At 37.6% G+C, this 23,153-nt stretch carries 22 protein-coding genes and 1 tRNA gene; 13 read left to right on the forward strand and 10 right to left on the reverse strand.

The genetic code is table 11. The features are described 5' to 3' along the window. The first annotated feature begins 81 nt into the window (after positions 1 to 81). The 7 genes from K6J66_RS00345 to K6J66_RS00375 all read left to right on the forward strand — a co-directional run bounded on the left by K6J66_RS00345 (position 82) and on the right by K6J66_RS00375 (position 2,656). Positions 82 to 158, forward strand: a tRNA-Ile gene (locus K6J66_RS00345). A 355-nt stretch (positions 159 to 513) separates the two neighbouring features. Continuing rightward, the gene (locus K6J66_RS00350; RefSeq protein ID WP_038440119.1) at positions 514 to 822 is read left to right on the forward strand and encodes a P2 family phage major capsid protein; all 309 of its coding nucleotides are present in this window, start codon (positions 514 to 516) and stop codon (positions 820 to 822) included. Beyond that, entirely contained in the window at positions 822 to 1,046 is a 225-nt protein-coding gene (locus tag K6J66_RS00355; protein ID WP_005659141.1) for a hypothetical protein, read from the forward strand. Before K6J66_RS00350 ends, K6J66_RS00355 begins: the two co-directional genes overlap by 1 nt. Before the next feature lie 320 nt (positions 1,047 to 1,366). Beyond that, entirely contained in the window at positions 1,367 to 1,630 is a 264-nt protein-coding gene (locus K6J66_RS00360; RefSeq protein WP_038440121.1) for a type II toxin-antitoxin system RelE family toxin, read from the forward strand. Positions 1,631 to 1,641: 11 nt separating this feature from the next. Further along, on the forward strand, positions 1,642 to 2,034 hold the full coding sequence (locus K6J66_RS00365; RefSeq protein ID WP_006995582.1) for a helix-turn-helix domain-containing protein: 393 nt from the start codon (positions 1,642 to 1,644) through the stop codon (positions 2,032 to 2,034). Between the two features lie 60 nt (positions 2,035 to 2,094). Continuing rightward, on the forward strand, positions 2,095 to 2,322 hold the full coding sequence (locus K6J66_RS00370; RefSeq protein ID WP_229380842.1) for a hypothetical protein: 228 nt from the start codon (positions 2,095 to 2,097) through the stop codon (positions 2,320 to 2,322). Between the two features lie 196 nt (positions 2,323 to 2,518). Beyond that, complete coding sequence (locus K6J66_RS00375; RefSeq protein WP_162877091.1) at positions 2,519 to 2,656, forward strand: hypothetical protein; 138 nt, start codon at positions 2,519 to 2,521, stop codon at positions 2,654 to 2,656. 360 nt (positions 2,657 to 3,016) lie between these two features. Here K6J66_RS00375 and holA read toward each other — a convergent pair whose 3' ends face one another. The 3 genes from holA to leuS all read right to left on the reverse strand — a co-directional run bounded on the left by holA (position 3,017) and on the right by leuS (position 7,234). Continuing rightward, the gene (gene holA, locus K6J66_RS00380; protein WP_038440122.1) at positions 3,017 to 4,051 is read right to left on the reverse strand and encodes a DNA polymerase III subunit delta; all 1,035 of its coding nucleotides are present in this window, start codon (positions 4,049 to 4,051) and stop codon (positions 3,017 to 3,019) included. Next, a complete protein-coding gene (locus K6J66_RS00385) occupies positions 4,051 to 4,554 on the reverse strand; it encodes an LPS-assembly lipoprotein LptE (protein WP_005651506.1) in 504 nt (167 codons plus the stop codon). Before K6J66_RS00385 ends, holA begins: the two co-directional genes overlap by 1 nt. 94 nt (positions 4,555 to 4,648) lie before the next feature. Further along, a complete protein-coding gene (leuS, locus tag K6J66_RS00390) occupies positions 4,649 to 7,234 on the reverse strand; it encodes a leucine--tRNA ligase (protein ID WP_005655862.1) in 2,586 nt (861 codons plus the stop codon). 248 nt (positions 7,235 to 7,482) lie between these two features. On the opposite strand from leuS, the gene uppS reads away from it, so the two are divergent. From uppS to lpxD, 6 genes are all read left to right on the forward strand, one after another. Next, the gene (gene uppS, locus K6J66_RS00395; RefSeq protein WP_005655860.1) at positions 7,483 to 8,202 is read left to right on the forward strand and encodes a polyprenyl diphosphate synthase; all 720 of its coding nucleotides are present in this window, start codon (positions 7,483 to 7,485) and stop codon (positions 8,200 to 8,202) included. A 17-nt stretch (positions 8,203 to 8,219) separates the two neighbouring features. Further along, complete coding sequence (locus K6J66_RS00400) at positions 8,220 to 9,086, forward strand: phosphatidate cytidylyltransferase (protein WP_005655857.1); 867 nt, start codon at positions 8,220 to 8,222, stop codon at positions 9,084 to 9,086. A gap of 9 nt (positions 9,087 to 9,095) precedes the next feature. Beyond that, the gene (rseP, locus tag K6J66_RS00405) at positions 9,096 to 10,427 is read left to right on the forward strand and encodes a sigma E protease regulator RseP (RefSeq protein ID WP_005655855.1); all 1,332 of its coding nucleotides are present in this window, start codon (positions 9,096 to 9,098) and stop codon (positions 10,425 to 10,427) included. A 19-nt stretch (positions 10,428 to 10,446) separates the two neighbouring features. After that, complete coding sequence (bamA, locus tag K6J66_RS00410; RefSeq protein ID WP_038440124.1) at positions 10,447 to 12,834, forward strand: outer membrane protein assembly factor BamA; 2,388 nt, start codon at positions 10,447 to 10,449, stop codon at positions 12,832 to 12,834. 107 nt (positions 12,835 to 12,941) lie between these two features. Continuing rightward, a complete protein-coding gene (locus tag K6J66_RS00415) occupies positions 12,942 to 13,535 on the forward strand; it encodes an OmpH/Skp family outer membrane protein (RefSeq protein ID WP_005655852.1) in 594 nt (197 codons plus the stop codon). Positions 13,536 to 13,547: 12 nt separating this feature from the next. Beyond that, positions 13,548 to 14,573 carry a UDP-3-O-(3-hydroxymyristoyl)glucosamine N-acyltransferase gene (gene lpxD / locus K6J66_RS00420; protein ID WP_005651483.1) on the forward strand — a complete coding sequence of 342 codons (1,026 nt, stop codon included), beginning with the start codon at positions 13,548 to 13,550 and terminating at the stop codon, positions 14,571 to 14,573. A 168-nt stretch (positions 14,574 to 14,741) separates the two neighbouring features. On the opposite strand, the gene tsf is transcribed toward lpxD, so the two are convergent. The 7 genes from tsf to secM form a co-directional block, all read right to left on the reverse strand. After that, positions 14,742 to 15,593 carry a translation elongation factor Ts gene (tsf, locus tag K6J66_RS00425; protein ID WP_005648092.1) on the reverse strand — a complete coding sequence of 284 codons (852 nt, stop codon included), beginning with the start codon at positions 15,591 to 15,593 and terminating at the stop codon, positions 14,742 to 14,744. A 133-nt stretch (positions 15,594 to 15,726) separates the two neighbouring features. Beyond that, positions 15,727 to 16,449: a 30S ribosomal protein S2 gene (gene rpsB, locus K6J66_RS00430; protein ID WP_005645552.1), complete on the reverse strand. Its 723-nt coding sequence runs from the start codon at positions 16,447 to 16,449 to the stop codon at positions 15,727 to 15,729. A gap of 177 nt (positions 16,450 to 16,626) precedes the next feature. Then, the gene (locus K6J66_RS00435; RefSeq protein WP_110442708.1) at positions 16,627 to 17,391 is read right to left on the reverse strand and encodes a class I SAM-dependent methyltransferase; all 765 of its coding nucleotides are present in this window, start codon (positions 17,389 to 17,391) and stop codon (positions 16,627 to 16,629) included. Positions 17,392 to 17,510: 119 nt separating this feature from the next. Next, entirely contained in the window at positions 17,511 to 19,367 is a 1,857-nt protein-coding gene (locus K6J66_RS00440; RefSeq protein WP_005659119.1) for a monovalent cation:proton antiporter-2 (CPA2) family protein, read from the reverse strand. Positions 19,368 to 19,475: 108 nt separating this feature from the next. After that, a complete protein-coding gene (gene mutT / locus K6J66_RS00445) occupies positions 19,476 to 19,886 on the reverse strand; it encodes an 8-oxo-dGTP diphosphatase MutT (protein WP_005648100.1) in 411 nt (136 codons plus the stop codon). A 64-nt stretch (positions 19,887 to 19,950) separates the two neighbouring features. Then, the gene (gene secA, locus K6J66_RS00450) at positions 19,951 to 22,656 is read right to left on the reverse strand and encodes a preprotein translocase subunit SecA (protein ID WP_038440126.1); all 2,706 of its coding nucleotides are present in this window, start codon (positions 22,654 to 22,656) and stop codon (positions 19,951 to 19,953) included. 124 nt (positions 22,657 to 22,780) lie between these two features. Then, positions 22,781 to 23,083 (reverse strand): secA translation cis-regulator SecM, encoded by a 303-nt coding sequence (secM, locus tag K6J66_RS00455; RefSeq protein ID WP_038440127.1) that lies wholly within the window; start codon positions 23,081 to 23,083, stop codon positions 22,781 to 22,783. Positions 23,084 to 23,153: the final 70 nt, after the last annotated feature.

Below are 23,153 nucleotides of genomic sequence, written 5' to 3' on the forward strand. Positions count from 1 at the left end.
AAAAGGGATGGTTGATTTTTCGTCAATCATCCCTTCTTTTATAGACTTCAAGTGATTATTTCTCTATAATTACCGCACTCTCCCCCCTTAGCTCAGTCGGTTAGAGCAGGCGACTCATAATCGCTTGGTCACTGGTTCAAGTCCGGTAGGGGGGACCATTCGACTTGTCAAATAACGTCTTTTCTGTCAAAAAACATCATAAAAACAGCATTTTAGAATCAACCTTATTGTTGTTTTCGTCTTTTATTGTTTGTCATTGTTCGTTTTTATTGTTCCCTTAAATGTTCCCTCTTTATGAAGGAACAAAAACGAGGGAACAGGTATGTGCGATAAGTTATGCATTGCAATAAAACAAATATTTGATAATGCGATTGATGAAGGCGTGTTAGAAAATAATCCTTTTACAAGATTATCCAAAAGATTTAAAAAGCCAATTACTAAGAATTTTCCATCAATACCGCCTAAGGAATTAATGGCGTTCTAGACAAGAGATTATGCAGACGTGGGGAGATTATGTTGAGCAGTGCTTTAGTCAATCTCGATGCGAAACAGCTCAACAGCCAAAACGGCGTGCTAATCACCACACAGAATCTAATTGGCGGGTTGCGTGCGATTAATGCGCCTTTCTTTCCGGCAGACTGCATTTTAATTACAACGCTTTCTAACCTTGCGATTTACTTCAAGCAAAACACCGCTCGCTTGTTCTTCAAACAAGAACCGAGACAAAATAACGTGCAAATTTATTTCTCTGTGATGCTTGATTACTTGCTAGAAAATCACCGCTATGCGGTGCTAATTGAAGGCATTGATGAGGTGCAATAATGGAACAGATAACCCCTGAAGAATGTGCTAGTAAATTGCTTGAAGCCGTGCATTTATTTATCAATTACAGCGTGCAGGATTATATTTCACGTGGAATCATACAGGCGAATGAAAAGCCTCGATTTATGCGTGAATTATGGGGGCAGCTTGAACAAAGTGCGTTAGAAAACAACCGCACTTTCAACAATAAAGCCACCGCATCCGCTTGTTTTACGTTTGAATAGGGAGCAATGCGACAAACTCACGTAAATAACAAAATGAGAAAAGGAGATATATTCAGGCAGCTAGATTCATTTTCAGACCGTGGGGGCGATATTATGAAGGCGGAATTTATAGAGCACCTTTGCAACATTGGCGCGCTTACTGAACGCGAAGCCATAGACCTCACAACCGAATATATCAAACGATGCGAAAAACTCGAACGCAATCGCCACTAATCAAGCCCCGAAAGGGGCTTTATCTTTATAAAAAATCTAATTTTCTTATTGCAAAGATAGATTATTAACTTATAATCTAATTAATGATATACCCTCAAAGAATCTCGATGAATATCGTAAACTGGACAAAAGATGCGTTACGGCAACTCTTAAAAATAGATGGCCGTTACCAAAAAGCAATAAGGGAAAAAGTAAATGCCTTAAGCGAATTCCCTAGTGAAGCACTAGACACAAAGAAACTAAAAGGCGAAGAGGGAAAATGGCGGTTGCGCGTAGGTAACTACCGCATAATTTTTGAAGTGATCAACGGCCAACCCAAAATTATCAACATTCAAGCGATTAAACGCCGTAGTGAACGCACTTATAGTTAGGAGAAAGCAAAATGAACTTAAATCACAGATACATAAATAATTCACAAGGGCAGCCTGAATTTGTTATTTTGCCTATCGCAGAGTATGAAGACTTAATTATGAAGGCAAGCCCTTTTGATGATGAAAATGCGGAAGAATGGGAAAATATCCCTGTAGAAGCAAGCGAAGATGGCGATAAATTAATTCCAAATGATGTAGTAAATATCATGTTTGAACAGGAAGTTAGTTTATTGGCTGCATGGCGCATTTATCGCAGTCTTTCACAAGCTGAAGTAGCAAAACACACTGGGTTAACACAATCTGCAATTTCTCAAGCAGAACGCAAAGAAAGCAAACCGCAGAAAAAGACCCGTGAAAAATTAGCAAAAATCTATCAATGCAAACCTGAACAATTAGAACTATAAAGCAAGATATGACAAAGCCCACTAAACTGGGCTTTATTTTTACTTAGGATAAGAAAAATTATGCCAAAAAATAAACCAACATTACCCCCTAGAAAATGGTATAGCTTGCAACAGGCAGCGGATAAATTGACAAGAGAATTTGGCGAGCCAGTAACAGTAGATGATTTATTGCATTATTATCAAATTGATTTATTGCCTTTTTCAATTTATATAAACCACAATGTAGAAAGAACATGTATTAATGATCTTGTATTTAGTGCCCCCAAAAGTCGGAAAATTCCATGCTGATTAGCATACTTAAATTCGACATATTAAACAAATTAGAGGAATTAATTATAGGGAAAATTCTATATATAGAATTCCCGAAAAAAGAAACGGAAAGTTTAATTTTAGATAGCTATAAATTTAAAAAAAGCCTTCATCATGTGGGCAATTAAACGCCGATTTTGTAGGGCAGATTAGTAACATTAAAAGGGCGGTTCATGTGGATTGCCCCGAAGCGAACAACTGGGATAAAACCGAAAAAGAAACCTTGCAGGAAAAAGGCATTAAGCCGATGACGAATGAAGAACGATTAGCACAGTTAAAAGGGCAAGATAAAGCGCAAGGCAAGTTGTTTTAAGTCGTGCACTGACTTGAGGGCAAAAAAACCCCGCGAGGCTTGGACTTGGTTGGCGCGGGGACTTAGGAAAAAAAACCATACAACGAAAGATTTATTATGAAATTTAGCCAAAAACTAAACGGGCATATTATACCCGAAAAACAAACACTTATCACAAAACGAACAAAAATATTCGCTTTTTGTTTATTTCACGCTTGACAGATAAAACGAAATTAAACGAGAATTAAAGATTGATAAATTTTCTAACTTGCCAAATAATTCCCAAATAATTCCCAAATAATTCCCAAATAATGACATCAAAAAAGACCATTTTTTATCAAAAATCTTATTTCAATATTGTCTATTTTATTTGCCTTGTGACTACAAACAAATTTTTACAGATAAATCAGCGAGTTTAATCCACACTTCATCACTAAATTCTTGTTTAGCAAGGCGTTCAATATTGGCAAGCTCTTGGATAATTTCGTAGAGAGTCTGGTAAGTTAAACGTTGAATAGCACTTAAAAAGAGCGGTCGGCGATTTTGCCAGATTTTTAGACGGTCAAATTCAGTCTTAATTTGTTGAGTTGGAAGTTTTTCCGTTGTCACAATACGTTGCTGTGGTTTTGTGAGTTCAAGCAACGTAAATAATTCTCGCTGTAGTGTGCGTAATAAAATAACAGGTTGCACATCTTCAGCTTGTAAACCTTTTAAAATACGTTTAGCACGATTTGCTTTTCCCATTAGCAAAGCATCAATCCATTGAAATGGTGTAAAAATTGAAGATTGTTCTACTACGCTAATAACACGATTGTAGTTAAGTTTATGGTCAGGATAGAGCAAATCTAAAAGCTGCAGAGCTTGTTTGAGTGCGAGCAGGTTATTTTCGTAACTATAACAAAGTTGTTGAATTGCTTCATTGTCAGCATCTAATCCCATTGCTTTGGTACGATTTTTTACCCAACGTGGTAAGTTTTCTACCGTCGGTGTTTGACAATTTATCAGTATTGCATTTGGTTCATATTGATTAAGTGTAATAAACCACGTTTGCTTTTCAAGCACTTTAGTCAATTTTGCTACCTGTAAAATAAGCAAGACATCTTTATGCAATACGGATATAAGTTCTTGCAGATTTTTCTGCAAAAGTGCGGTGAAATTTTCAGGTAAATTCAAGCTTAGTATTTGTTTACTAAAAAACAATCCTATAGATTGACAAGATTCTATAAGTTGCGCCCAATCAGTTTGGCTATCAATCTGAATAGTATTTTTTTCATCAAAACCTTGCTGGTTTGCCACTTGACAAATAGTATCCTCAGTTTCACTAAGTAATAAAGGATCTTGCCCTTGCAAGAGATAAACTCTAGCCAAGCCTTGCGCAAGATGATGATTTAGTTGCTCTGGAAAAATGCGGTTCATTATTTCCTTTTTATTTGATTTTGTAACGCAATTATTTTTACGATTAATTGACGTGCTACTTGCTCGCGCATATCATTCCAAATTACCTCTCGTTCTTCTGATTTGGCTAATGCTGCACGTGCATTATCAAAGAAAGTACGGTTTACTTTCGCATTGATTGGATAGCTTTCGCCATTAGCAAGGCGGAAAGTGGCTTCTACTTCCAACATTAAAAGTTTTTCTGCCTCACGTCCGTGCTTAAAAATAGACGCGACTTGATCTGAAGTAATCTGTTTATTAATACGTAAAATCGGAATATTTTGTTCTAAATTGACGACATTAACCTGATTTTCCTGCAATTTGCGACGCATAATAACAGTAAAATCATTATAAGAGTCATCACTTTCAAGGGCTAATGTTCGCCATTCATTTGGCATAGTAACCGACTGTTGAAAATGCCAACCGCAAGCAGAAAGAATTGCTAATGTTGCGATAAGCAGTAAAGTCTTGATTGAGTTGATCATAAAAATTACCTTTATTGTAGGACGTGTAAAATGTAAATATTTCACATACCTATAAAAAATGGTGCGTGAATTTTAAATCCACACACCCTATGTATTATGGTTTCACTACCACGTTTAATAATTTACCTACGACATAAATCACTTTGACAATGTGTTGATTATCAATAAATTTCTTCACATTTTCATCCGCAAAAGCAATCGTTTTGACTGTGTCTTCATCTGCATCTGCCGCAACAGTAACTTTGCCACGAACCTTGCCATTTACTTGCACAACAATCAGTTTTTCATCTTCTACCATTGCGGCTTCATCGGCTTTTACCCATTCTGCAGTATCAATAGCACTTTCATTGCCAAGAGCTTGCCATAATTCAAAACAGATATGTGGCGTAATTGGATAAAGCATACGAACAACTGCACTTAATGCCTCCGCCATAACTGCACGATCTTGCTCGCTATCAAGCGATGCCTTAGTCAGTTTATTCATCAATTCCATCACTGCAGCAATCGCAGTATTAAATGTTTGACGACGACCAATATCATCGCTCACTTTCGCAATGGTTTTATGAACTTCACGACGAAGCACTTTTTGTTCTGCGGAAAGTGCGGTCAAATCTAGGCTAGTTTTTGCTGGATTTTGTTGATATTGATATACCAAATTCCAAACACGCCCTAAGAAACGTTTCGCCCCTTCTACGCCAGATTCTTGCCATTCCAAGGTCATTTCTGCTGGAGAGGCAAACATCATAAATAGACGAACAGTATCGGCACCATATTTTTCTACCATTTCTTGTGGGTCAATACCGTTATTTTTGGATTTCGACATTTTTGTCATGCCACTGTGGACTAATTCACGCCCTTCAGGATCGGTGGCTTTAATAATTCTGCCTTTTTCATCACGTTCAAGAGTCACCTGTGTTGGACTTATCCAAATACGCTCATTGGTTGGACTTGTGTAGTAGAAAGCATCTGCAAGCACCATACCTTGACATAATAATTTATCGGCTGGTTCCTCACTAGTTACAAATCCTGCATCCCGTAATAATTTGTGGAAGAAACGGAAGTAGAGCAAGTGCATTGTTGCGTGTTCAATACCACCGATATATTGATCCACTGGTAACCAATAGTTTGCTTCTTCCGCATCAAGCATGCCATTTTGATATTGTGGACAAGTGTAGCGCGCGTAATACCAAGAGGATTCCATAAAGGTATCAAAGGTATCCGTTTCTTTTAACGCTGGTGCGCCGTTAAGGGTTGTTTTGGCCCAGTTAGGATCTGCTTTAATTGGACTTTTTACGCCATCCATTACCACATCTTCAGGCAGAATAATAGGTAAATCTTCCATTGGTGCAGGTACTACATCGCCATTTTCAAGGGTTAGCATTGGAATTGGCGCCCCCCAATAACGTTGGCGAGAAACGCCCCAGTCACGTAAACGGTAATTAACTTGACGTTTTCCAACACCTAATTTTTCTAATTTATCTGCGATACCGTTGAATGCGCCATCAAAGTCTTTACCATCAAATTCAGCTGAATTAACGAGTTTGCCGTGTTCAGTAAAGGCTTGTTTAGTTAAATCAATTTCCTCATCAGCAATGGGTTCAATAACTTGCTTGATTTGTAAACCGTATTTTTGAGCAAATTCAAAGTCACGTTGGTCGTGAGCAGGAACAGCCATTACTGCGCCAGTACCGTAATGCATTAACACGAAATTCGCGACCCAAATCGGTAATTTATCCCCCGTCAATGGATGAATAGCAAATAAGCCCGTTGCCATTCCTTTTTTCTCCATTGTCGCAAGATCAGCTTCTGCCACTTTGGCGTTTTTCGCTTCTTGGATAAAGACGGCTAATTCGGAATTGTTTTGAGCCGCTAAACTTGCTAATGGATGTGCTGCCGCAATGCCTAAATAACTTACGCCATAAAAGGTATCTGGACGCGTGGTGTAAACCGCCACTTTTTCGTTGGTGTCTGCAACATCAAAGGTAATTTCTACCCCTTCAGAACGACCAATCCAGTTGCGCTGCATGGTTTTTACCATGTCAGGCCATTGTGGAAGGGCATCTAAACCACCTAATAATTGCTCTGCATAGTCAGTAATTTTGATAAACCATTGTGGAATTTCTTTTTGTTCCACAGGTGTATCACAACGCCAGCAACAACCTTCGTGTACTTGCTCGTTTGCGAGTACGGTTTCATCATTCGGGCACCAGTTTACGGTTGAGGTTTTTTTGTACACTAAGCCTTTTTTGTAAAGCTCAGTGAAGAACCATTGTTCCCATTTGTAGTATTCTGGTTTACAGGTTGCGATTTCGCGATCCCAGTCGAAACCAAAGCCTAAAAGCTGAAGTTGTTTTTTCATGTAGGCAATGTTTTCGTACGTCCATTTAGCAGGCGCAGTTTTGTTTTTGATTGCGGCACCTTCTGCTGGTAAGCCGAAAGCATCCCAACCAAATGGTTGCAATACGTTTTTGCCTAGCATGCGTTGATAACGAGAAATGACATCACCAATAGTGTAGTTACGCACGTGCCCCATATGCAGGCGACCAGAAGGATATGGGAACATAGAAAGACAGTAATATTTTTCTTTAGATTCGTCTTTGATTGCTTTGAAAACTTTATTTTCTGCCCAATATTGTTGAACCTTTGGTTCGATCATATCGGGGCGATATTGTTCTTGCATAAAATCACCTTAAATTTTAACCGCACTTTTGCAGCATTTTGACAATAGAAAATGTGGCATAGAATACCGTAAAATGGCAAAAATTAATAGGGAGAGAAATAAAAAGTGCGGTGGTTTTTTAGTTGTTTTTTACAATAAATTTTCAATTTTTACAGAACAAATTAGAACAAAGGAATTCATAGCAAGCCAATATAACTTATGATATAGTTTACCACCAAATTTATAGAGGTCTCTCAATAATAAAAATAATGATAGAGTTGGATCAAACAAATATACCAAAACACGTTGCCATTATTATGGATGGTAATGGCCGTTGGGCAAAACAGAAAAATAAAATGCGAATTTTCGGACACACCAATGGCGTTACTGCGGTACGCAAAGCAGTGGCTTATGCACGACAAATCGGTGTGGAAGTACTCACACTTTATGCCTTTAGTAGCGAAAATTGGAGTCGCCCAGAACAAGAAATCAGCGCGTTAATGTCGCTTTTTATGCAAGCCTTGGATCGCGAAGTGAAAAAATTACATAAAAATAATATTTGTCTGAAAATTATAGGCGATGTATCTCGTTTTAGTGAAACTTTACAAGAAAAAATCAAAAAAGCGGAAAATTTAACAGAAAAAAATACCGCACTTACACTCAATATTGCGGCAAATTACGGCGGTTGTTGGGATATTATTCAAGCCGCTAAACAAATTGCAGAAAAAGTTAAAAAAGAAGAAATGTCAGTTTCAGATATTAATAACTCGACTTTTCAACATCATCTTGCAACCCAAAATGCACCACCTGTGGATTTATTAATTCGCACCAGTGGAGAACAGCGCATAAGCAACTTTTTATTATGGCAAATTGCCTATGCGGAATTATATTTTTCCGATGTGCTTTGGCCTGATTTTAATCAATTAGAATTTAATCGCGCGATTGCAAGTTATCAACAACGTCATCGCCGTTTTGGCGGGACTGAATAGTTAAACGGATTAAAATTATGCTTAAACAACGAGTTTTATCTGCTATTGTGTTAATTGCTGCAGTTTTATGTGCGCTATTTTTATTCACACCTTTTTATTTTGCCCTCGCTTTAGGGGCAGTAGCGATTTTAGGCATTTGGGAATGGACTCAATTTGCTCGCCTAAAACAACCTTTGATACGTTTTTTTGTGACTACCTTTTTAGGCGTATTTATCTTCTTATGGCTCTATACTGAGGGCAACTATTTAGATGCAGGGCGTGTGTTTGAACAACATCTTCAGCTTTTATTGATAAATGCTGTTAGCTGGTGGGGTTTAGCTTTGTTACTTGTGATCAGTTATCCTAAATCAGCTAAATTTTGGTCTAAAAATCCACTTTTACAACTTTTATTTGCCTTTTCTACGTTGATTCCATTTGTCGCAGGTGTATTACGTTTACGTTTAGAACACTATACCCATGATCCTTATCACGGCTTATTTTTATTACTTTACGTATTTGTACTTGTTTGGGCAGCTGATTCTGGTGCTTATTTTAGCGGACGCGCCTTTGGCAAACGTAAACTTGCCCCTAAAGTATCGCCAGGTAAAAGTTGGGAAGGGGTTATTGGTGGATTAATTACAGCATTAGTGCTTGCTTTTATCTTTATTCATTTCTCTAACAATACTTTAGTAGGCGATCGAAATATTACTGGATTTATCATTCTTTCTGTAGCGACAGTTGCAATTTCAGTATTGGGCGATTTAACTGAAAGTATGTTTAAACGTGAGTCAGGAGTTAAAGACAGTAGCCAATTGATTCCTGGTCATGGCGGTGTATTAGATCGCATTGATAGCTTGACTGCCGCGGTACCTTTTTTCAGCTATTTCTATTTCTTTGTGTTATAAGGATTTTGAATGTCATTTTTGTGGTCACTAGGTTCTTTTATCATTGCTATTGCTATATTAGTATCCGTTCACGAATATGGTCACTTTTGGGCTGCTAGAAAGTGCGGTATAAAAGTCCATCGTTTTTCAATTGGCTTTGGTAAGGTAATTTGGAAACGTATCGATAAGCACGGTACAGAATTTGCGATTTCAATGATTCCTTTAGGCGGCTATGTAAAAATGCTTGATGGACGTAATGAAGTAGTTCCTGCTGAGCAAAAATCACAAGCATTTGACAGTAAAAGCGTATTACAACGCGCATTTGTAATTATTGCAGGCCCTTTAGCTAATTTTATTTTTGCAATTTTTGCTTATTGGGTCATTTACCTTTATGGAATACCAACGGTTAAACCAGTGATTGAATCAATAACACCAAACTCAATCGCAGCACAAGCCCACATTGAACCCAATACGCAAATTCTTACAATTGATGGCGAAGAAACTCAAGATTGGGAAACCATCAATATGCTACTTGCAACAAAAATGGGGGAGCCTAATGTTGAAATTACCCTTTCTCCTTTCAATTCTAATATTGAACAACAACGGACTTTAAATCTTACAAATTGGATATTCGATCCTGAAAAAGAAAGTGCTTTTGAGGCATTAGGGATTATGCCTATGCGTCCTAAAGTTGAAATGGTGCTTTCTAAAGTTGTTCAAAATTCTCCCGCTGAGAAAGCTGGTTTACAAATCGGTGATAAAATTTTAAAAGAAAATTTAACCGCACTTCCTTGGCAAGATTTTATAAAACAGGTCGAACAAGGCACAACTTTTACTATAAAAATTGAACGTAATGGAGAAACATTTGACAAAGTCCTAACTCCAGTGCGTAATCAAAATGGCAAATGGTTTGTTGGGGTTAGCCCAACCTTGACAAAATTAGCGGATGAATACCGTACTGAATTAAAATATGGTATTCTTGAATCTTTACAAAAAGGCATTGAAAAAACAGGACAACTTTCCCTTTTAACCTTGAAAATATTAGGGAAATTACTTACTGGCGATTTGTCATTAAATAATTTAAGTGGGCCAATTTCTATTGCAAAAGGTGCTGGTGCATCAGCAAATATTGGATTGGTGTATTTTTTAAGTTTTATGGCATTGATTAGTGTAAATTTAGGGATTATGAATTTATTTCCATTACCAGTATTAGATGGCGGTCATTTAGTTTTTTTAACAATGGAAGCTGTTAAAGGAAAACCTGTTTCTGAGCGGGTGCAAAGCATCTGTTATCGAATTGGCGCAGCACTGTTATTAAGCTTAACGGTGTTTGCATTATTTAATGATTTTTTACGTCTATAATTTATATAGGATACAATCGATGAAAAAACTTCTAATCGCAAGTTTATTATTCGGTACGACAACGACTGTGTTTGCCGCACCTTTTGTGGCAAAAGATATTCGTGTGGATGGTGTTCAAGGTGACTTAGAACAACAAATCCGAGCAAGTTTACCTGTTCGTGCCGGTCAGCGTGTGACTGACAATGATGTGGCTAATATTGTCCGCTCTTTATTCGTAAGTGGTCGATTCGATGATGTGAAAGCGCATCAAGAAGGCGATGTGCTTGTTGTTAGCGTTGTGGCTAAATCGATCATTTCAGATGTTAAAATCAAAGGTAACTCTATTATTCCCACTGAAGCACTAAAACAAAACTTAGATGCTAACGGGTTTAAAGTTGGCGATGTTTTAATTCGAGAAAAATTAAATGAATTTGCCAAAAGTGTAAAAGAGCACTATGCAAGTGTAGGTCGCTATAACGCAACCGTTGAACCTATTGTCAATACGCTACCAAATAATCGCGCTGAAATTTTAATTCAAATCAATGAAGATGATAAAGCAAAATTGGCATCATTAACTTTCAAGGGGAACGAATCTGTTAGTAGCAGTACATTACAAGAACAAATGGAATTACAACCTGATTCTTGGTGGAAATTATGGGGAAATAAATTTGAAGGTGCGCAATTCGAGAAAGATTTGCAGGCAATTCGTGATTATTATTTAAATAATGGCTATGCCAAAGCACAAATCACTAAAACGGATGTTCAGCTAAATGATGAAAAAACAAAAGTTAATGTAACCATTGATGTAAATGAAGGTTTACAGTATGACCTTCGTAGTGCACGCATTATAGGTAATCTGGGAGGTATGTCTGCCGAGCTTGAACCTTTACTTTCAGCATTACATTTAAATGATACTTTCCGCCGTAGTGATATTACAGATGTAGAAAATGCAATTAAAGCAAAACTTGGAGAACGCGGTTACGGTAGCACAACGGTAAATTCAGTACCTGATTTTGATGATGCAAATAAAACATTAGCGATAACCTTTGTTGTTGATGCTGGACGACGTTTAACTGTTCGCCAACTTCGCTTTGAAGGAAATACCGTTTCTGCTGATAGCACTTTACGTCAGGAAATGCGCCAACAAGAAGGAACTTGGTATAATTCACAATTAGTTGAGTTAGGAAAAATTCGCTTAGATCGTACAGGTTTCTTCGAAACAGTCGAAAACCGAATTGATCCTATCAATGGTAGTAATGATGAAGTGGATGTCGTATATAAAGTCAAAGAACGTAACACGGGTAGTATCAACTTTGGTATTGGTTACGGTACAGAGAGTGGTATTAGTTATCAAGCAAGTGTTAAACAAGATAATTTCTTAGGAACAGGGGCTGCTGTAAGTATAGCTGGTACGAAAAATGATTATGGTACGAGTGTCAATTTGGGTTATACCGAGCCCTATTTTACTAAAGATGGTGTAAGTCTTGGTGGAAATGTTTTCTTTGAAAACTATGATAACTCTAAAAGTGATACATCCTCTAACTATAAGCGTACGACTTATGGAAGTAATGTTACTTTAGGTTTCCCTGTAAATGAAAATAACTCCTATTATGTAGGATTAGGCCATACCTATAATAAAATTAGTAACTTTGCTCTAGAATATAACCGTAATTTATATATTCAATCAATGAAATTTAAAGGTAATGGTATTAAAACAAATGACTTTGATTTTTCTTTTGGTTGGAACTATAACAGCCTTAATAGAGGCTATTTCCCAACTAAAGGGGTTAAAGCAAGTCTTGGTGGACGAGTTACAATTCCAGGTTCTGATAACAAATACTACAAACTAAGTGCAGACGTACAGGGTTTCTACCCATTAGACAGAGATCACCTCTGGGTTGTATCTGCAAAAGCATCTGCAGGATATGCAAATGGTTTTGGAAACAAGCGTTTACCGTTCTATCAAACTTATACAGCGGGTGGCATTGGTTCATTACGCGGTTTTGCTTATGGTAGTATTGGGCCTAATGCAATTTATGCCGAACATGGTAATGGTAATGCTACTTTTAAGAAGATAAGTTCTGATGTGATTGGCGGTAATGCAATCACAACTGCGAGTGCAGAACTTATTGTACCAACTCCATTTGTGAGCGATAAGAGCCAAAATACGGTCCGAACTTCCCTATTTGTTGATGCGGCAAGTGTTTGGAATACTAAATGGAAATCGGATAAGAGTGGGTTAGATAACAATGTATTGAAAAGCTTACCCGATTATGGCAAATCAAGCCGTATTCGTGCCTCTACAGGTGTCGGATTCCAATGGCAATCTCCTATTGGTCCATTGGTATTCTCTTATGCCAAACCAATTAAAAAATATGAAAATGATGATGTCGAACAGTTCCAATTTAGTATTGGAGGTTCTTTCTAATAAATTGAACTTTTTTCTTCATCAGAACTCAAAAACAACGTTCTCTGCCTAATTGAATTGGGCAGAGAAAATATTAAACCCATCATTTAATTAAGGATATTTATCAAATGAAAAACATCGCAAAAGTAACCGCACTTGCTTTAGGTATTGCACTTGCTTCAGGCTATGCTTCCGCTGAAGAAAAAATTGCTTTCATTAATGCAGGTTATATTTTTCAACATCACCCAGATCGCCAAGCGGTAGCAGATAAACTTGATGCTGAATTTAAACCTGTAGCTGAGAAATTAGCAGCAAGCAAAAAAGAAGTTGATGATAAAATTGCTGCTGCTCGTAAAAAAGTAGAAGCAAAAGTTGCGGCTTTAGAAAAAGATGCACCTCGCTTACGTCAAGCTGATATTCAAAAACGCCAAGAGGAAATTAATAAATTAGGTGCGGCTGAAGATGCTGAATTACAAAAATTAATGCAAGAACAAGATAAAAAAGTTCAAGAATTCCAAGCTCAAAATGAAAAACGTCAAGCTGAAGAACGTGGTAAATTATTAAATAGCATTCAAACTGCGACAAATAATTTAGCAAAAGCAAAAGGTTATACTTATGTGCTTGATGCAAATTCAGTTGTATTTGCGGTAGAGGGTAAAGATATTACTGAAGAAGTATTAAAATCTATTCCTGCTTCTGAAAAAGCACAAGAGAAAAAATAATAGGTTCTCATAATGCAAAAATCCTATTCTTTACAAGAATTGGCAACTCAAATCGGCGCTACCGTTCGCGGTAACGCCGATGTTGTTGTTGAGAATATCGCTCCTCTCGATAAAGCCCAATCAAATCAACTCACTTTTATTTCTAACGTAAAATTTCGTGCATTATTGAAAGATTCTAAAGCAGGGATTTTGGTTGTTTCTGAAGAGGATGTTGAACACTGTTCTCCAGAAAGCAATTTACTTATTGTTAAAGATCCTTATGTGGCTTACGCAATTTTAGCGCAATATATGGATAGCACGCCAAAAGCGGCACAAGGAATCGCAAAAAGTGCGGTCATTTTTGATGGTGTTTTATTGGGCGAAAATGTATCTATTGGTGCGAACGCAGTGATTGAAGAAGGTGTTGTACTAGGTGATAACGTGATCATTGGTGCAAATTGCTTTGTTGGTAAAAATACCAAGATAGGTTCAGGCACTCAGCTCTGGGCTAATGTCACTGTTTACCATAACGTTGAGATTGGAGCTAATTGCTTAATTCAATCAGGAACAGTTATCGGTAGTGATGGTTTTGGTTATGCAAATGATCGTGGTCGTTGGATTAAAATTCCACAAGTAGGGCAAGTAATAATTGGTAATAACGTTGAGATTGGTGCGAATACCTGTATTGACAGAGGCGCATTAGATGCCACGATTATTGAAGATAACGTTATTATCGATAACCTTTGTCAAATTGCACATAATGTTCATATTGGCACAGGTACAGCGGTTGCGGGTGGCGTTATTATGGCAGGTAGCTTAACTGTTGGTCGCTATTGCTTAATTGGCGGTGCGAGTGTGATTAATGGTCATATGGAAATTTGTGATAAAGTAACCATTACTGGAATGGGAATGGTTATGCGTCCAATTACAGAGCCTGGCGTATATTCCTCTGGTATCCCATTACAAACGAATAAAGAGTGGCGTAAAACGGCAGCTCTAACATTAGGCATTGATGGCATACATAAACGCCTAAAAGCATTAGAAAAGAAAATTTCTTAATTGATACCCCATCATTTAATCTGCATTTTACAAGTTTAATAACTGATTAAAATGCAGATTTTTATGTGTATAAAATTTACTTAACGAAATAAGTTGAAATTCTTTTAAAAATAAATAAGCCCAACTTTAAATTGGGCTTACAAGCATACATTTTTTATCGTTAAAGAATTATGCGTTACCGCCAGTGATTTTTGCAACTTCAGCAGCAAAATCTTCTTCTTTTTTCTCAATACCTTCGCCTACTTCTAAACGAATGAAGTTAGAAACTGAAGTATTTACTGATTTTAAGAAATCCCCTACAGATACAGAAGGATCCATTACAAATGCTTGACCTGTTAATGAAACTTCACCAGTGAATTTCTTCATACGACCTTCAACCATTTTCTCTGCGATTTCTTTTGGTTTACCAGAGTTGATCGCAATATCGATTTGGATTTGGCGTTCGTGTTCAACCACTTCAGCAGATACATCTTCTGGGTTCACGAATTCAGGTTTAGATGCAGCTACGTGCATTGCTACTTTTTTCAGTTCATCAGCAGAACCTTCGCCCGCAACTAATACGCCAATTTTTGCACCGTGTAAGTATTGTGCAATTACTTGACCATCTAAGTAAGCAACACGACGAATATTCATGTTCTCACCGATTTTAGCAACTAATGCAGCACGTTTTTCTTCAAATTGCGCTTGTAATGCTTCGATAGTTGTACCTTTGTTTGCTGCTGCGAAATCAGCCACTTCGTTTGCTAAACCTAAGAAACCTGCATCTTTTGCTACGAAGTCAGTTTCACAGTTCATTTCAACTAATACACCGAAACCATTTTCTACACGAGCAAGGATAACACCTTCAGCTGCAACACGGCCTGCTTTTTTAGCTGCTTTAGCTTGACCAGATTTACGCATATTGTCGATTGCTAACTCAATATCACCGTTTGCTTCAACTAATGCTTTTTTACATTCCATCATACCTGCGCCAGTACGGTCACGAAGTTCTTTTACTAATGATGCTGTGATTTCAGCCATTTTTAAAATCCTCTGTCGAAAATGCGGTTTATTTTGACCGCACTTTTAGATAAAAATATAGGGGCTAAATTTTAGCCCCTATGCCAATTAATCGCTTGATTATTAAGGGCTTCGCCTTATTGCAAAACTTAAATTATTCTGCGTCAGCTGCTAATTCTTCAGCAACTTGAGCTTCGTTACCACGACCTTCTTTAACCGCTGCTGCAGCTGCAGAAACGTAAAGTTGGATAGCACGAGTCGCATCATCGTTACCAGGGATAACGAAATCTACGCCAGCTGGTGTTGAGTTAGTATCAACGATAGCAAATACAGGAATACCTAGGTTATTTGCTTCTTTAACAGCGATATGTTCGTGGTCCGCACCGATAACGAATAATGCATCTGGTAAGCCACCCATATCTTTGATACCGCCAAGGCTTAATTCAAGTTTTTCCATCTCACGGCTACGCATTAACGCTTCTTTTTTGGTTAATTTATCAAAAGTACCGTCTTGAGATTGGGTTTCTAAATCTTTTAAACGTTTAATTGATTGACGAACGGTTTTCCAGTTAGTCAACATACCACCTAACCAACGGTGGTTTACGTAATATTGCTGACAATCTAATGCTGCTGCTTGAACTGCTTCAGACGCTGCACGTTTTGTACCAACGAATAATACTTTACCATTGTTGCTAGCAATGCGAGTTAATTCCGCTAAAGCTTCGTTGAATAAAGGTAAAGTTTTTTCAAGATTGATGATGTGAACACCGTTACGAGCACCAAAAATGAAAGGTTTCATTTGTGGGTTCCAGTAACGAGTTTGGTGTCCGAAGTGTACGCCTGCGTTGATCATGTCGCGCATTGAAACTTGTGCCATAATATTTTCCTTTTGTTGGGGTTGAGCCTCCACATATCAGCTAATCGACCGTTTGGCACCCCGATTAAGCCTTGTTAATATGTGTGTGTTGTTAGTAATTAAAAAACTGCTTTTGAAAGGCAAAAACAGCGGGGCGATTTATACCATAAAGTGCGGTTAAAAACCAGTTTATTTTGTTTATTTCTCCACTTTTCTTGCTTTGATAAATAACAATGGTGGTCGATGTGACAAATCTTTAAATTCATTATGCCATTGCGGTTGGTCAGCAAGCATGGGTTCTTCCATTTGCTCGATTTGAAACCTTGCATGAATTAAATTATTGATAATTGTTGCTGTTGTTCGATGATAGGTTTGAAAAGGTTGTTTGAACCAATTTCTATTGCGTTTCCCCTCTTCTCGATAATGATTTAAACGATAAGCGACTTGCTGTTTTTTGTCATTTTTTTCCCAGCGTTCTCCCTCTTTATGGCAGGTAGTTATCGGATGTTCTTGTGAGAAAATTAATGTGCCATTAGACGAGAGTTTGTCATGGATCGTTGATAATAATGCCGGAAAATTTTCAATATAATGAAAGGCAAAAGAGCTAGTAATCACATCGAAATGACTTTCTGGTAACTCAGCTAATTTTTCCATTGGTAAGTGATATAAGGAAAAACGCCCTGAAAATTGACCGCACTTTTGAAGATCTTTTTCAGCTTGTTCGAGCATTTTTTCGGAAAGATCAGTTCCAATTACTTTAGCCGCCCCTCGTTCTAAATAAAGTTGTAAATGCCCTCCCGTACCACAGCCTAAATCGAGTAATTTCTTCCCTTTTAAATTAGGCAACAATGAAAGCATGGTGGGCTTTTCGATAATTTCATTGAGGCTAATTGGATTTGCACGGAGTTTCTGATAAAGCTCAAAGAAATTATCTTTATCATAAACACTAATTTTATTATTCATTTATTGCCTTAAAATAAAAATTTACGTGATTTAAATCACTCAAAAGTAAATACTTAAACGAGAAGTTAAAATTTAATATTTTTATAGATAAAAAATATCACTAAAGATAAAAAATAATTTTATGAATGATCATTTGATATTTCTTCTTCAATTTTCTCACTTAGAATTTCTTCTGTTTCTTTATTTAATGCTTTTGTATCAAGATGCGGTTTAATAAATGGTCTTGGTGTCCAATATTTTTTTACTATTTCATTCGAAAAACCGTGTAAAACTTCTTCATTTAACCGTTCTTGATCCAATGTTCGTACTTCCTTAATAATTTCTTCCGCTTCAATTTTATCAATACCTAATTTCATCAATGTTGCTCGACTAAGTGTAATTGCTGATTCAAAAGTTTCACGCACAATAAAATCTACATCCTGCTTAATCAAACTAACTGTTGTTTTTCTGTCATAAGTTCGGGTTAAAATCGGTAAATTTGGATAAGCCTCTTTCATTTGACTGACAATATGTTCAATTCTTTGTGTATCGTTAATACCTAATACGACACATTTCGCCTTTTCAATTCCTGCGGCTCGTAAAACATCTAATCGAATGCCATCGCCATAATAAACTTTAAAACCAAACTTTGCGGCAGCACGGATATTTTCGATATTGCGATCAATCACTGAAACGCTAATTCCACGAATCAATAATGTTTGGCAGACAATTTGACTAAAACGTCCAAAACCAATAACTAAAACGTTATCTTCCAAATCCACGATGCTGTCTAGATCATTTTCATCAAGCTGATCAAGATGTTTAGGCTCTGTACGCTGTATAAGTTTGCGAGCAATTTGAGCAATAATAGGCGAAAAAAGCATCGAAATAATCACTGCAGCAGTGAATGTCGCTTTTTCTTCATTACTGATTACTTCCGCGGTTGCTGCGGCTGAAAAAAGAACGAAAGCAAATTCGCCACCGTGTGCCATCAAAGACATTCGTCCTATGGCTTCTCGATGATCAAGACGGGTAATTCGGGCAATAATATAAACAGCACTGGCTTTTCCAAGTATATAAAGAAAAACAATTCCAAGTAGCAAGATCCAATGATTAAACACTAAATGCAAATCTAAGGACATTCCTACGCCCATAAAAAATAATCCGAGTAATAAGCCGCGAAATGGTTCTATATCCGCTTCAAGCTGATGGCGAAACGCTGATTCAGACATCATCACACCAGCAACAAACGCGCCCATTGCCATTGAAAGTCCGCCAATTTCCATTGCTAATGCAGCACCTAAAACGACCAATAATGCGCCCGCTGTCATCATTTCACGAATACGTGCTTTAGAAATTAAACGAAATAGTGGGTTCATTAACCATTTTCCAGCCACAATTAACCCCACAACAGCACTTAATGCTATACCAATTGATACCCAATCAGTATGTGGTGTCGATTCTTTCGAATGGGGAGCAAGAAAAGCGACAGAAGCCAAAAGTGGTACAATAGCAATATCTTCAAAAATTAACGTCGAAATTACGCGTTGTCCTTTTGACGTAGAAGTAAGCCCCCTTTCTTCTAGTGATTGCATTACAATAGCAGTAGAGGAAAGCGTGAAACCCATACCAGCAATAAATGATACTTCTTTTGTTAATCCTAATAAATAAATACCCGAAAAAGTGAGTAAGCAACCACATAATCCAACTTGTAACAAACCTCTGCCAAAAATAGCTTTACGCATTGCCCAAAGGCGTTCAGGATACATTTCAAGCCCGATAATAAAAAGAAACATTACCACACCTAATTCCGCTAAATGTACCACAGCTGTTGGATCTTGCACTATGCCAAAGACAGATGGGCCAATCAAACAACCTGCCACTAAATAACCTAGCACGCTACCCAACCCGAGTCTTTTAAATAACGGCACAATTGTTACGCTAGATGCGAGTAAAATAACGACTTTCATCAGTTCTGGATTGGCAAGTTGAGACATAATGACTCCAATAATGCAAAAAATACAAATATTTTGGCGAGTATATTAAAAAGTTATATGTGATAAATCATACTAAATCTTTTAATATAACTTTAAACCACATTTATTTTATATGAAATTGTGAGTTTCATTTAGTAATCGATGAATTAATTTTGCATTCGCGGGGGGAAACTGTCCTGCATCCAATGCGCGCTGCTCAACCCAAAAACCTTCTTGCCCCTCTCGCCCAAAAGGTTCGCCAATCCATTCATTTACCAGATAAAAGAAAAAAGAAATGATTTTTGTTGGATATTCAAATTGAAAACGTTCATAAAGTTCTGCATTTAACGCAACAATACCTATTTCCTCTTCCAGTTCACGTTTTAAAGCCTGTTCTGGAGTTTCTCCCGCATCTACTTTTCCACCGGGAAATTCTAAAGATTGGGCAAAATCCTGTCCTTCTAAACGCTGCGTTAAATAGATCTGACCAAATTCATTACGAATAATCCCCGCAGCAACTTGTATAATTTTTTTATCCATTTTTCTATCCAATGTAGAGGTATGAAAAAAGTGCGGTGAAAAATCACCGCACTTTGATTGTTCATTAGTGGCGTGCCACACGACTGCCGTGACAATGCTTATATTTTTTACCCGACCCACAAGGACAAGGTTCGTTGCGACCAATGCGACGATCTGAATAATCTTCAGTCTCTGAATTTTGAGTTGTCTGACTATTTTCATCCACAGGTAAATTATTTTGATTGATACGAGTAGCCATCTCCTGACGAGCACGTTCAGCTTCTTCCATTTCTTCTTGAGTACGCACACGTACACGGGTTAAAGTCATGATAACGTGGTGTTTTAAGGAATCTAGCATTTCCGTAAACATGCGGAAAGATTCTTTTTTATATTCTTGTTTTGGATCTTTTTGCGCATAGCCACGTAAATGAATACCTTGGCGTAAATAATCCATCGAAGCTAAGTGTTCTTTCCAAAGTTCATCTAAGGTTTGCAACATAACACCTTTTTCAAAATGGTGCATAGCGTCTTCGCCAACCAAAGCCTCTTTTTCTTTGTATTCCTTTTCTGCAATTTCCACAATGCGTTCGCGCAAACTTTCTTCGTGAAGATTATTGTCTTCTTCTAACCAATTAGAAATCGGTAATTCCATACCAAATTCTTGAGATAAACGTTCTTCAAGCCCTTTAATATCCCATTGTTCTTCCAAAGATTGTGGTGGAATATATTGATCAATCACACCATTAAACACATCGTGGCGAATAGCGTTGATAGTTTCAGAAATATCATCATTATCAAGCAAATAATTGCGTTGCTCATAAATCGCGTGACGTTGGTCATTTGCCACATCATCATATTCAAGTAGGTTTTTACGGCCATCGAAATGGAACGCCTCAACTTTTGCTTGAGCAGATGCAATCACTTTCGCCAACATTTTCGACTCCATTGCCTCGCCTGCTACCGTGAACGCTTTACGCATTAAATTGCGCTTACCCTCATTCAAATAAATGCGCATTAAACCATCTTCTAAAGAAAGATAGAAACGAGAAGAACCGGGGTCACCTTGACGCCCAGAACGACCGCGCAACTGGTTATCAATACGACGAGATTCGTGACGCTCTGTACCGATAATATGCAACCCACCCGCTTTCATTACAATTTCGTGGTTTTTCTCCCACTCTGCTTTAAGGGCTTCAATTTGTTCTTGAGTTGGATTTTCTAATTTGGCAGCCTGCGCTTTCCAGTTACCGCCAAGAATAATATCGGTACCTCGACCCGCCATATTCGTTGCGATAGTCACTGCGCTAGGAAATCCTGCTTCTGCCACGATTTCCGCTTCTTGTTGGTGGAATTTCGCATTCAACACATTGTGTTTTATACCTGCTTTATCTAACGCTTTAGATAATTCTTCTGATTTTTCGACTGAAATCGTCCCCACTAATACTGGTTGCTGGCGTTCTACACAATCTTTAATGTCTTCAATAATCGCATTAAATTTATATTGTTCATTTTCAAACATCACATCAGTGCGATCATCACGAATCATTGGACGATTTGTTGGAATTACAACAGTTTCCAAGCCATAAATTTGTTGGAACTCAAATGCTTCGGTATCCGCAGTCCCCGTCATACCCGCAAGACGTTCATATAAACGGAAGTAGTTTTGGTAAGAAATTGACGCAACAGTTTGGTTTTCGCTCTTAATATCCACCCCTTCTTTTGCCTCAATGGCTTGGTGCAAACCATCTGACCAACGACGCCCCGCCATTGTACGACCAGTGTGTTCATCAACAATCACGATTTCACCGTCTTTCACAATGTAATCGACATCTTTTTCAAACAATGTGTGCGCACGCAATGCAGCCATAACGTGATGAAGCAATACAATTCGACTAGGAGAATACAAAGAGTCCCCCTCAGGCATTAAACCTTGTGCAATTAACCAATCTTCTACTTTTTCTTGACCACGTTCGGTTAAATGTGCTTGTTTAGATTTCAAATCTAAAGTGAAATCGCCCTCTCCTTGATATTCTTCCGTATCTTCTTTTTCTTGTTTAATTAAACTTGGGATCAATTTATTTACCGCAATATAAAGCTCTGAACTTTTTTCTGCCTGACCTGAAATAATCAATGGTGTACGTGCTTCATCGATTAAGATAGAATCCACTTCATCCACCAACGCATAGCCTAAAGTACGTTGGAAACGCTCTTCTTTTGAGTGGGCTAAGTTGTCACGTAAATAATCAAAACCAAGTTCACTATTGGTTGCATAAGTAATATCTGCCGCATAAGCTTCACGTTTTTCTTCTGGCGATAACCCAGGAATATTGACGCCTACGCTCATACCCAAAAATTCAAATAACGGACGGTTGGTTTCTGCATCTCGACGAGCAAGATAATCATTCACCGTGACAACATGAACGCCTTTACCTTCAAGTGCGATTAAATAACAAGGCAAAGTCGCCGTTAATGTTTTACCTTCACCAGTACGCATTTCTGCGATACAGCGGTTAGTCAATACCATCCCACCGATAAGCTGCACATCAAAATGGCGCATACCAAGCACACGCTTACTTGCTTCGCGTACCGTTGCGAATGCTTCTGGTAAAATTTGTTGCAAAGTTTCGCCACCACTTAAACGATCACGAAACTCTTGTGTTTTTGCTTTTAATTCATCATCACTTAATGCCTCAAAAGCAGACTCCATTTTATTAATTTTTACGACTTGTTTTTTTAATTTACGTAAAACGCGTTCATTACGACTACCAAAAATTCTTGTTAAAATGCTCATAATTTCTCTTTTTAAATATATAAGTTAAATAGTTAAATGCTTATGAAATACTTTATTTCATGCACAATAATTTTTTAAAATATCGCTATTTCAATAGCAATATTCTTCACAAAAAACAGAAAAATTAAATAAGCAAGGGGCCTGCTCGAATTGGCGCACTAAGATTCAATACATCCGCTAAAAAGTACGGTTGAATTTTAGGTTGTTTTTCAGTTTGACGGGAAATTGAAGGTTGAGGAATGGCTTGTCGTTGCACTTCACGAGCAACTTTTACCGTTTCTAACGCTTGTTGAATGGAAACACTTGAGGAATAATTTTCCGTATTATTTTGATTTTCAAAACTTTGTGCGTTAGGCAAAGCAAAAATCGCGATGATACTTAAAAGTAATCGCGACCAAAAATTCGGTTTGACAGTGCCTGAAATCATTCGTCTCGTTGTTTATTATGAAAATTGCGTGTATTGTAACGGAAATCTAAACTAATGTCATTTACTGGGG

This window comes from Haemophilus influenzae (assembly GCF_019703545.1).
GTDB lineage: Bacteria > Pseudomonadota > Gammaproteobacteria > Enterobacterales > Pasteurellaceae > Haemophilus > Haemophilus influenzae_E.

Coding starts and splice junctions, on each gene's coding strand:
- K6J66_RS00350 (WP_038440119.1), top strand. CDS start 514: ATGTTGAGCAGTGCTTTAGTCAATCTCGATGCGAAACAGCTCAACAGC.
- K6J66_RS00355 (WP_005659141.1), top strand. CDS start 822: ATGGAACAGATAACCCCTGAAGAATGTGCTAGTAAATTGCTTGAAGCC.
- K6J66_RS00360 (WP_038440121.1), top strand. CDS start 1,367: ATGAATATCGTAAACTGGACAAAAGATGCGTTACGGCAACTCTTAAAA.
- K6J66_RS00365 (WP_006995582.1), top strand. CDS start 1,642: ATGAACTTAAATCACAGATACATAAATAATTCACAAGGGCAGCCTGAA.
- K6J66_RS00370 (WP_229380842.1), top strand. CDS start 2,095: ATGCCAAAAAATAAACCAACATTACCCCCTAGAAAATGGTATAGCTTG.
- holA (WP_038440122.1), bottom strand. CDS start 4,051: ATGAACCGCATTTTTCCAGAGCAACTAAATCATCATCTTGCGCAAGGC.
- K6J66_RS00385 (WP_005651506.1), bottom strand. CDS start 4,554: ATGATCAACTCAATCAAGACTTTACTGCTTATCGCAACATTAGCAATT.
- leuS (WP_005655862.1), bottom strand. CDS start 7,234: ATGCAAGAACAATATCGCCCCGATATGATCGAACCAAAGGTTCAACAA.
- uppS (WP_005655860.1), top strand. CDS start 7,483: ATGATAGAGTTGGATCAAACAAATATACCAAAACACGTTGCCATTATT.
- K6J66_RS00400 (WP_005655857.1), top strand. CDS start 8,220: ATGCTTAAACAACGAGTTTTATCTGCTATTGTGTTAATTGCTGCAGTT.
- rseP (WP_005655855.1), top strand. CDS start 9,096: ATGTCATTTTTGTGGTCACTAGGTTCTTTTATCATTGCTATTGCTATA.
- bamA (WP_038440124.1), top strand. CDS start 10,447: ATGAAAAAACTTCTAATCGCAAGTTTATTATTCGGTACGACAACGACT.
- K6J66_RS00415 (WP_005655852.1), top strand. CDS start 12,942: ATGAAAAACATCGCAAAAGTAACCGCACTTGCTTTAGGTATTGCACTT.
- lpxD (WP_005651483.1), top strand. CDS start 13,548: ATGCAAAAATCCTATTCTTTACAAGAATTGGCAACTCAAATCGGCGCT.
- tsf (WP_005648092.1), bottom strand. CDS start 15,593: ATGGCTGAAATCACAGCATCATTAGTAAAAGAACTTCGTGACCGTACT.
- rpsB (WP_005645552.1), bottom strand. CDS start 16,449: ATGGCACAAGTTTCAATGCGCGACATGATCAACGCAGGCGTACACTTC.
- K6J66_RS00435 (WP_110442708.1), bottom strand. CDS start 17,391: ATGAATAATAAAATTAGTGTTTATGATAAAGATAATTTCTTTGAGCTT.
- K6J66_RS00440 (WP_005659119.1), bottom strand. CDS start 19,367: ATGTCTCAACTTGCCAATCCAGAACTGATGAAAGTCGTTATTTTACTC.
- mutT (WP_005648100.1), bottom strand. CDS start 19,886: ATGGATAAAAAAATTATACAAGTTGCTGCGGGGATTATTCGTAATGAA.
- secA (WP_038440126.1), bottom strand. CDS start 22,656: ATGAGCATTTTAACAAGAATTTTTGGTAGTCGTAATGAACGCGTTTTA.
- secM (WP_038440127.1), bottom strand. CDS start 23,083: ATGATTTCAGGCACTGTCAAACCGAATTTTTGGTCGCGATTACTTTTA.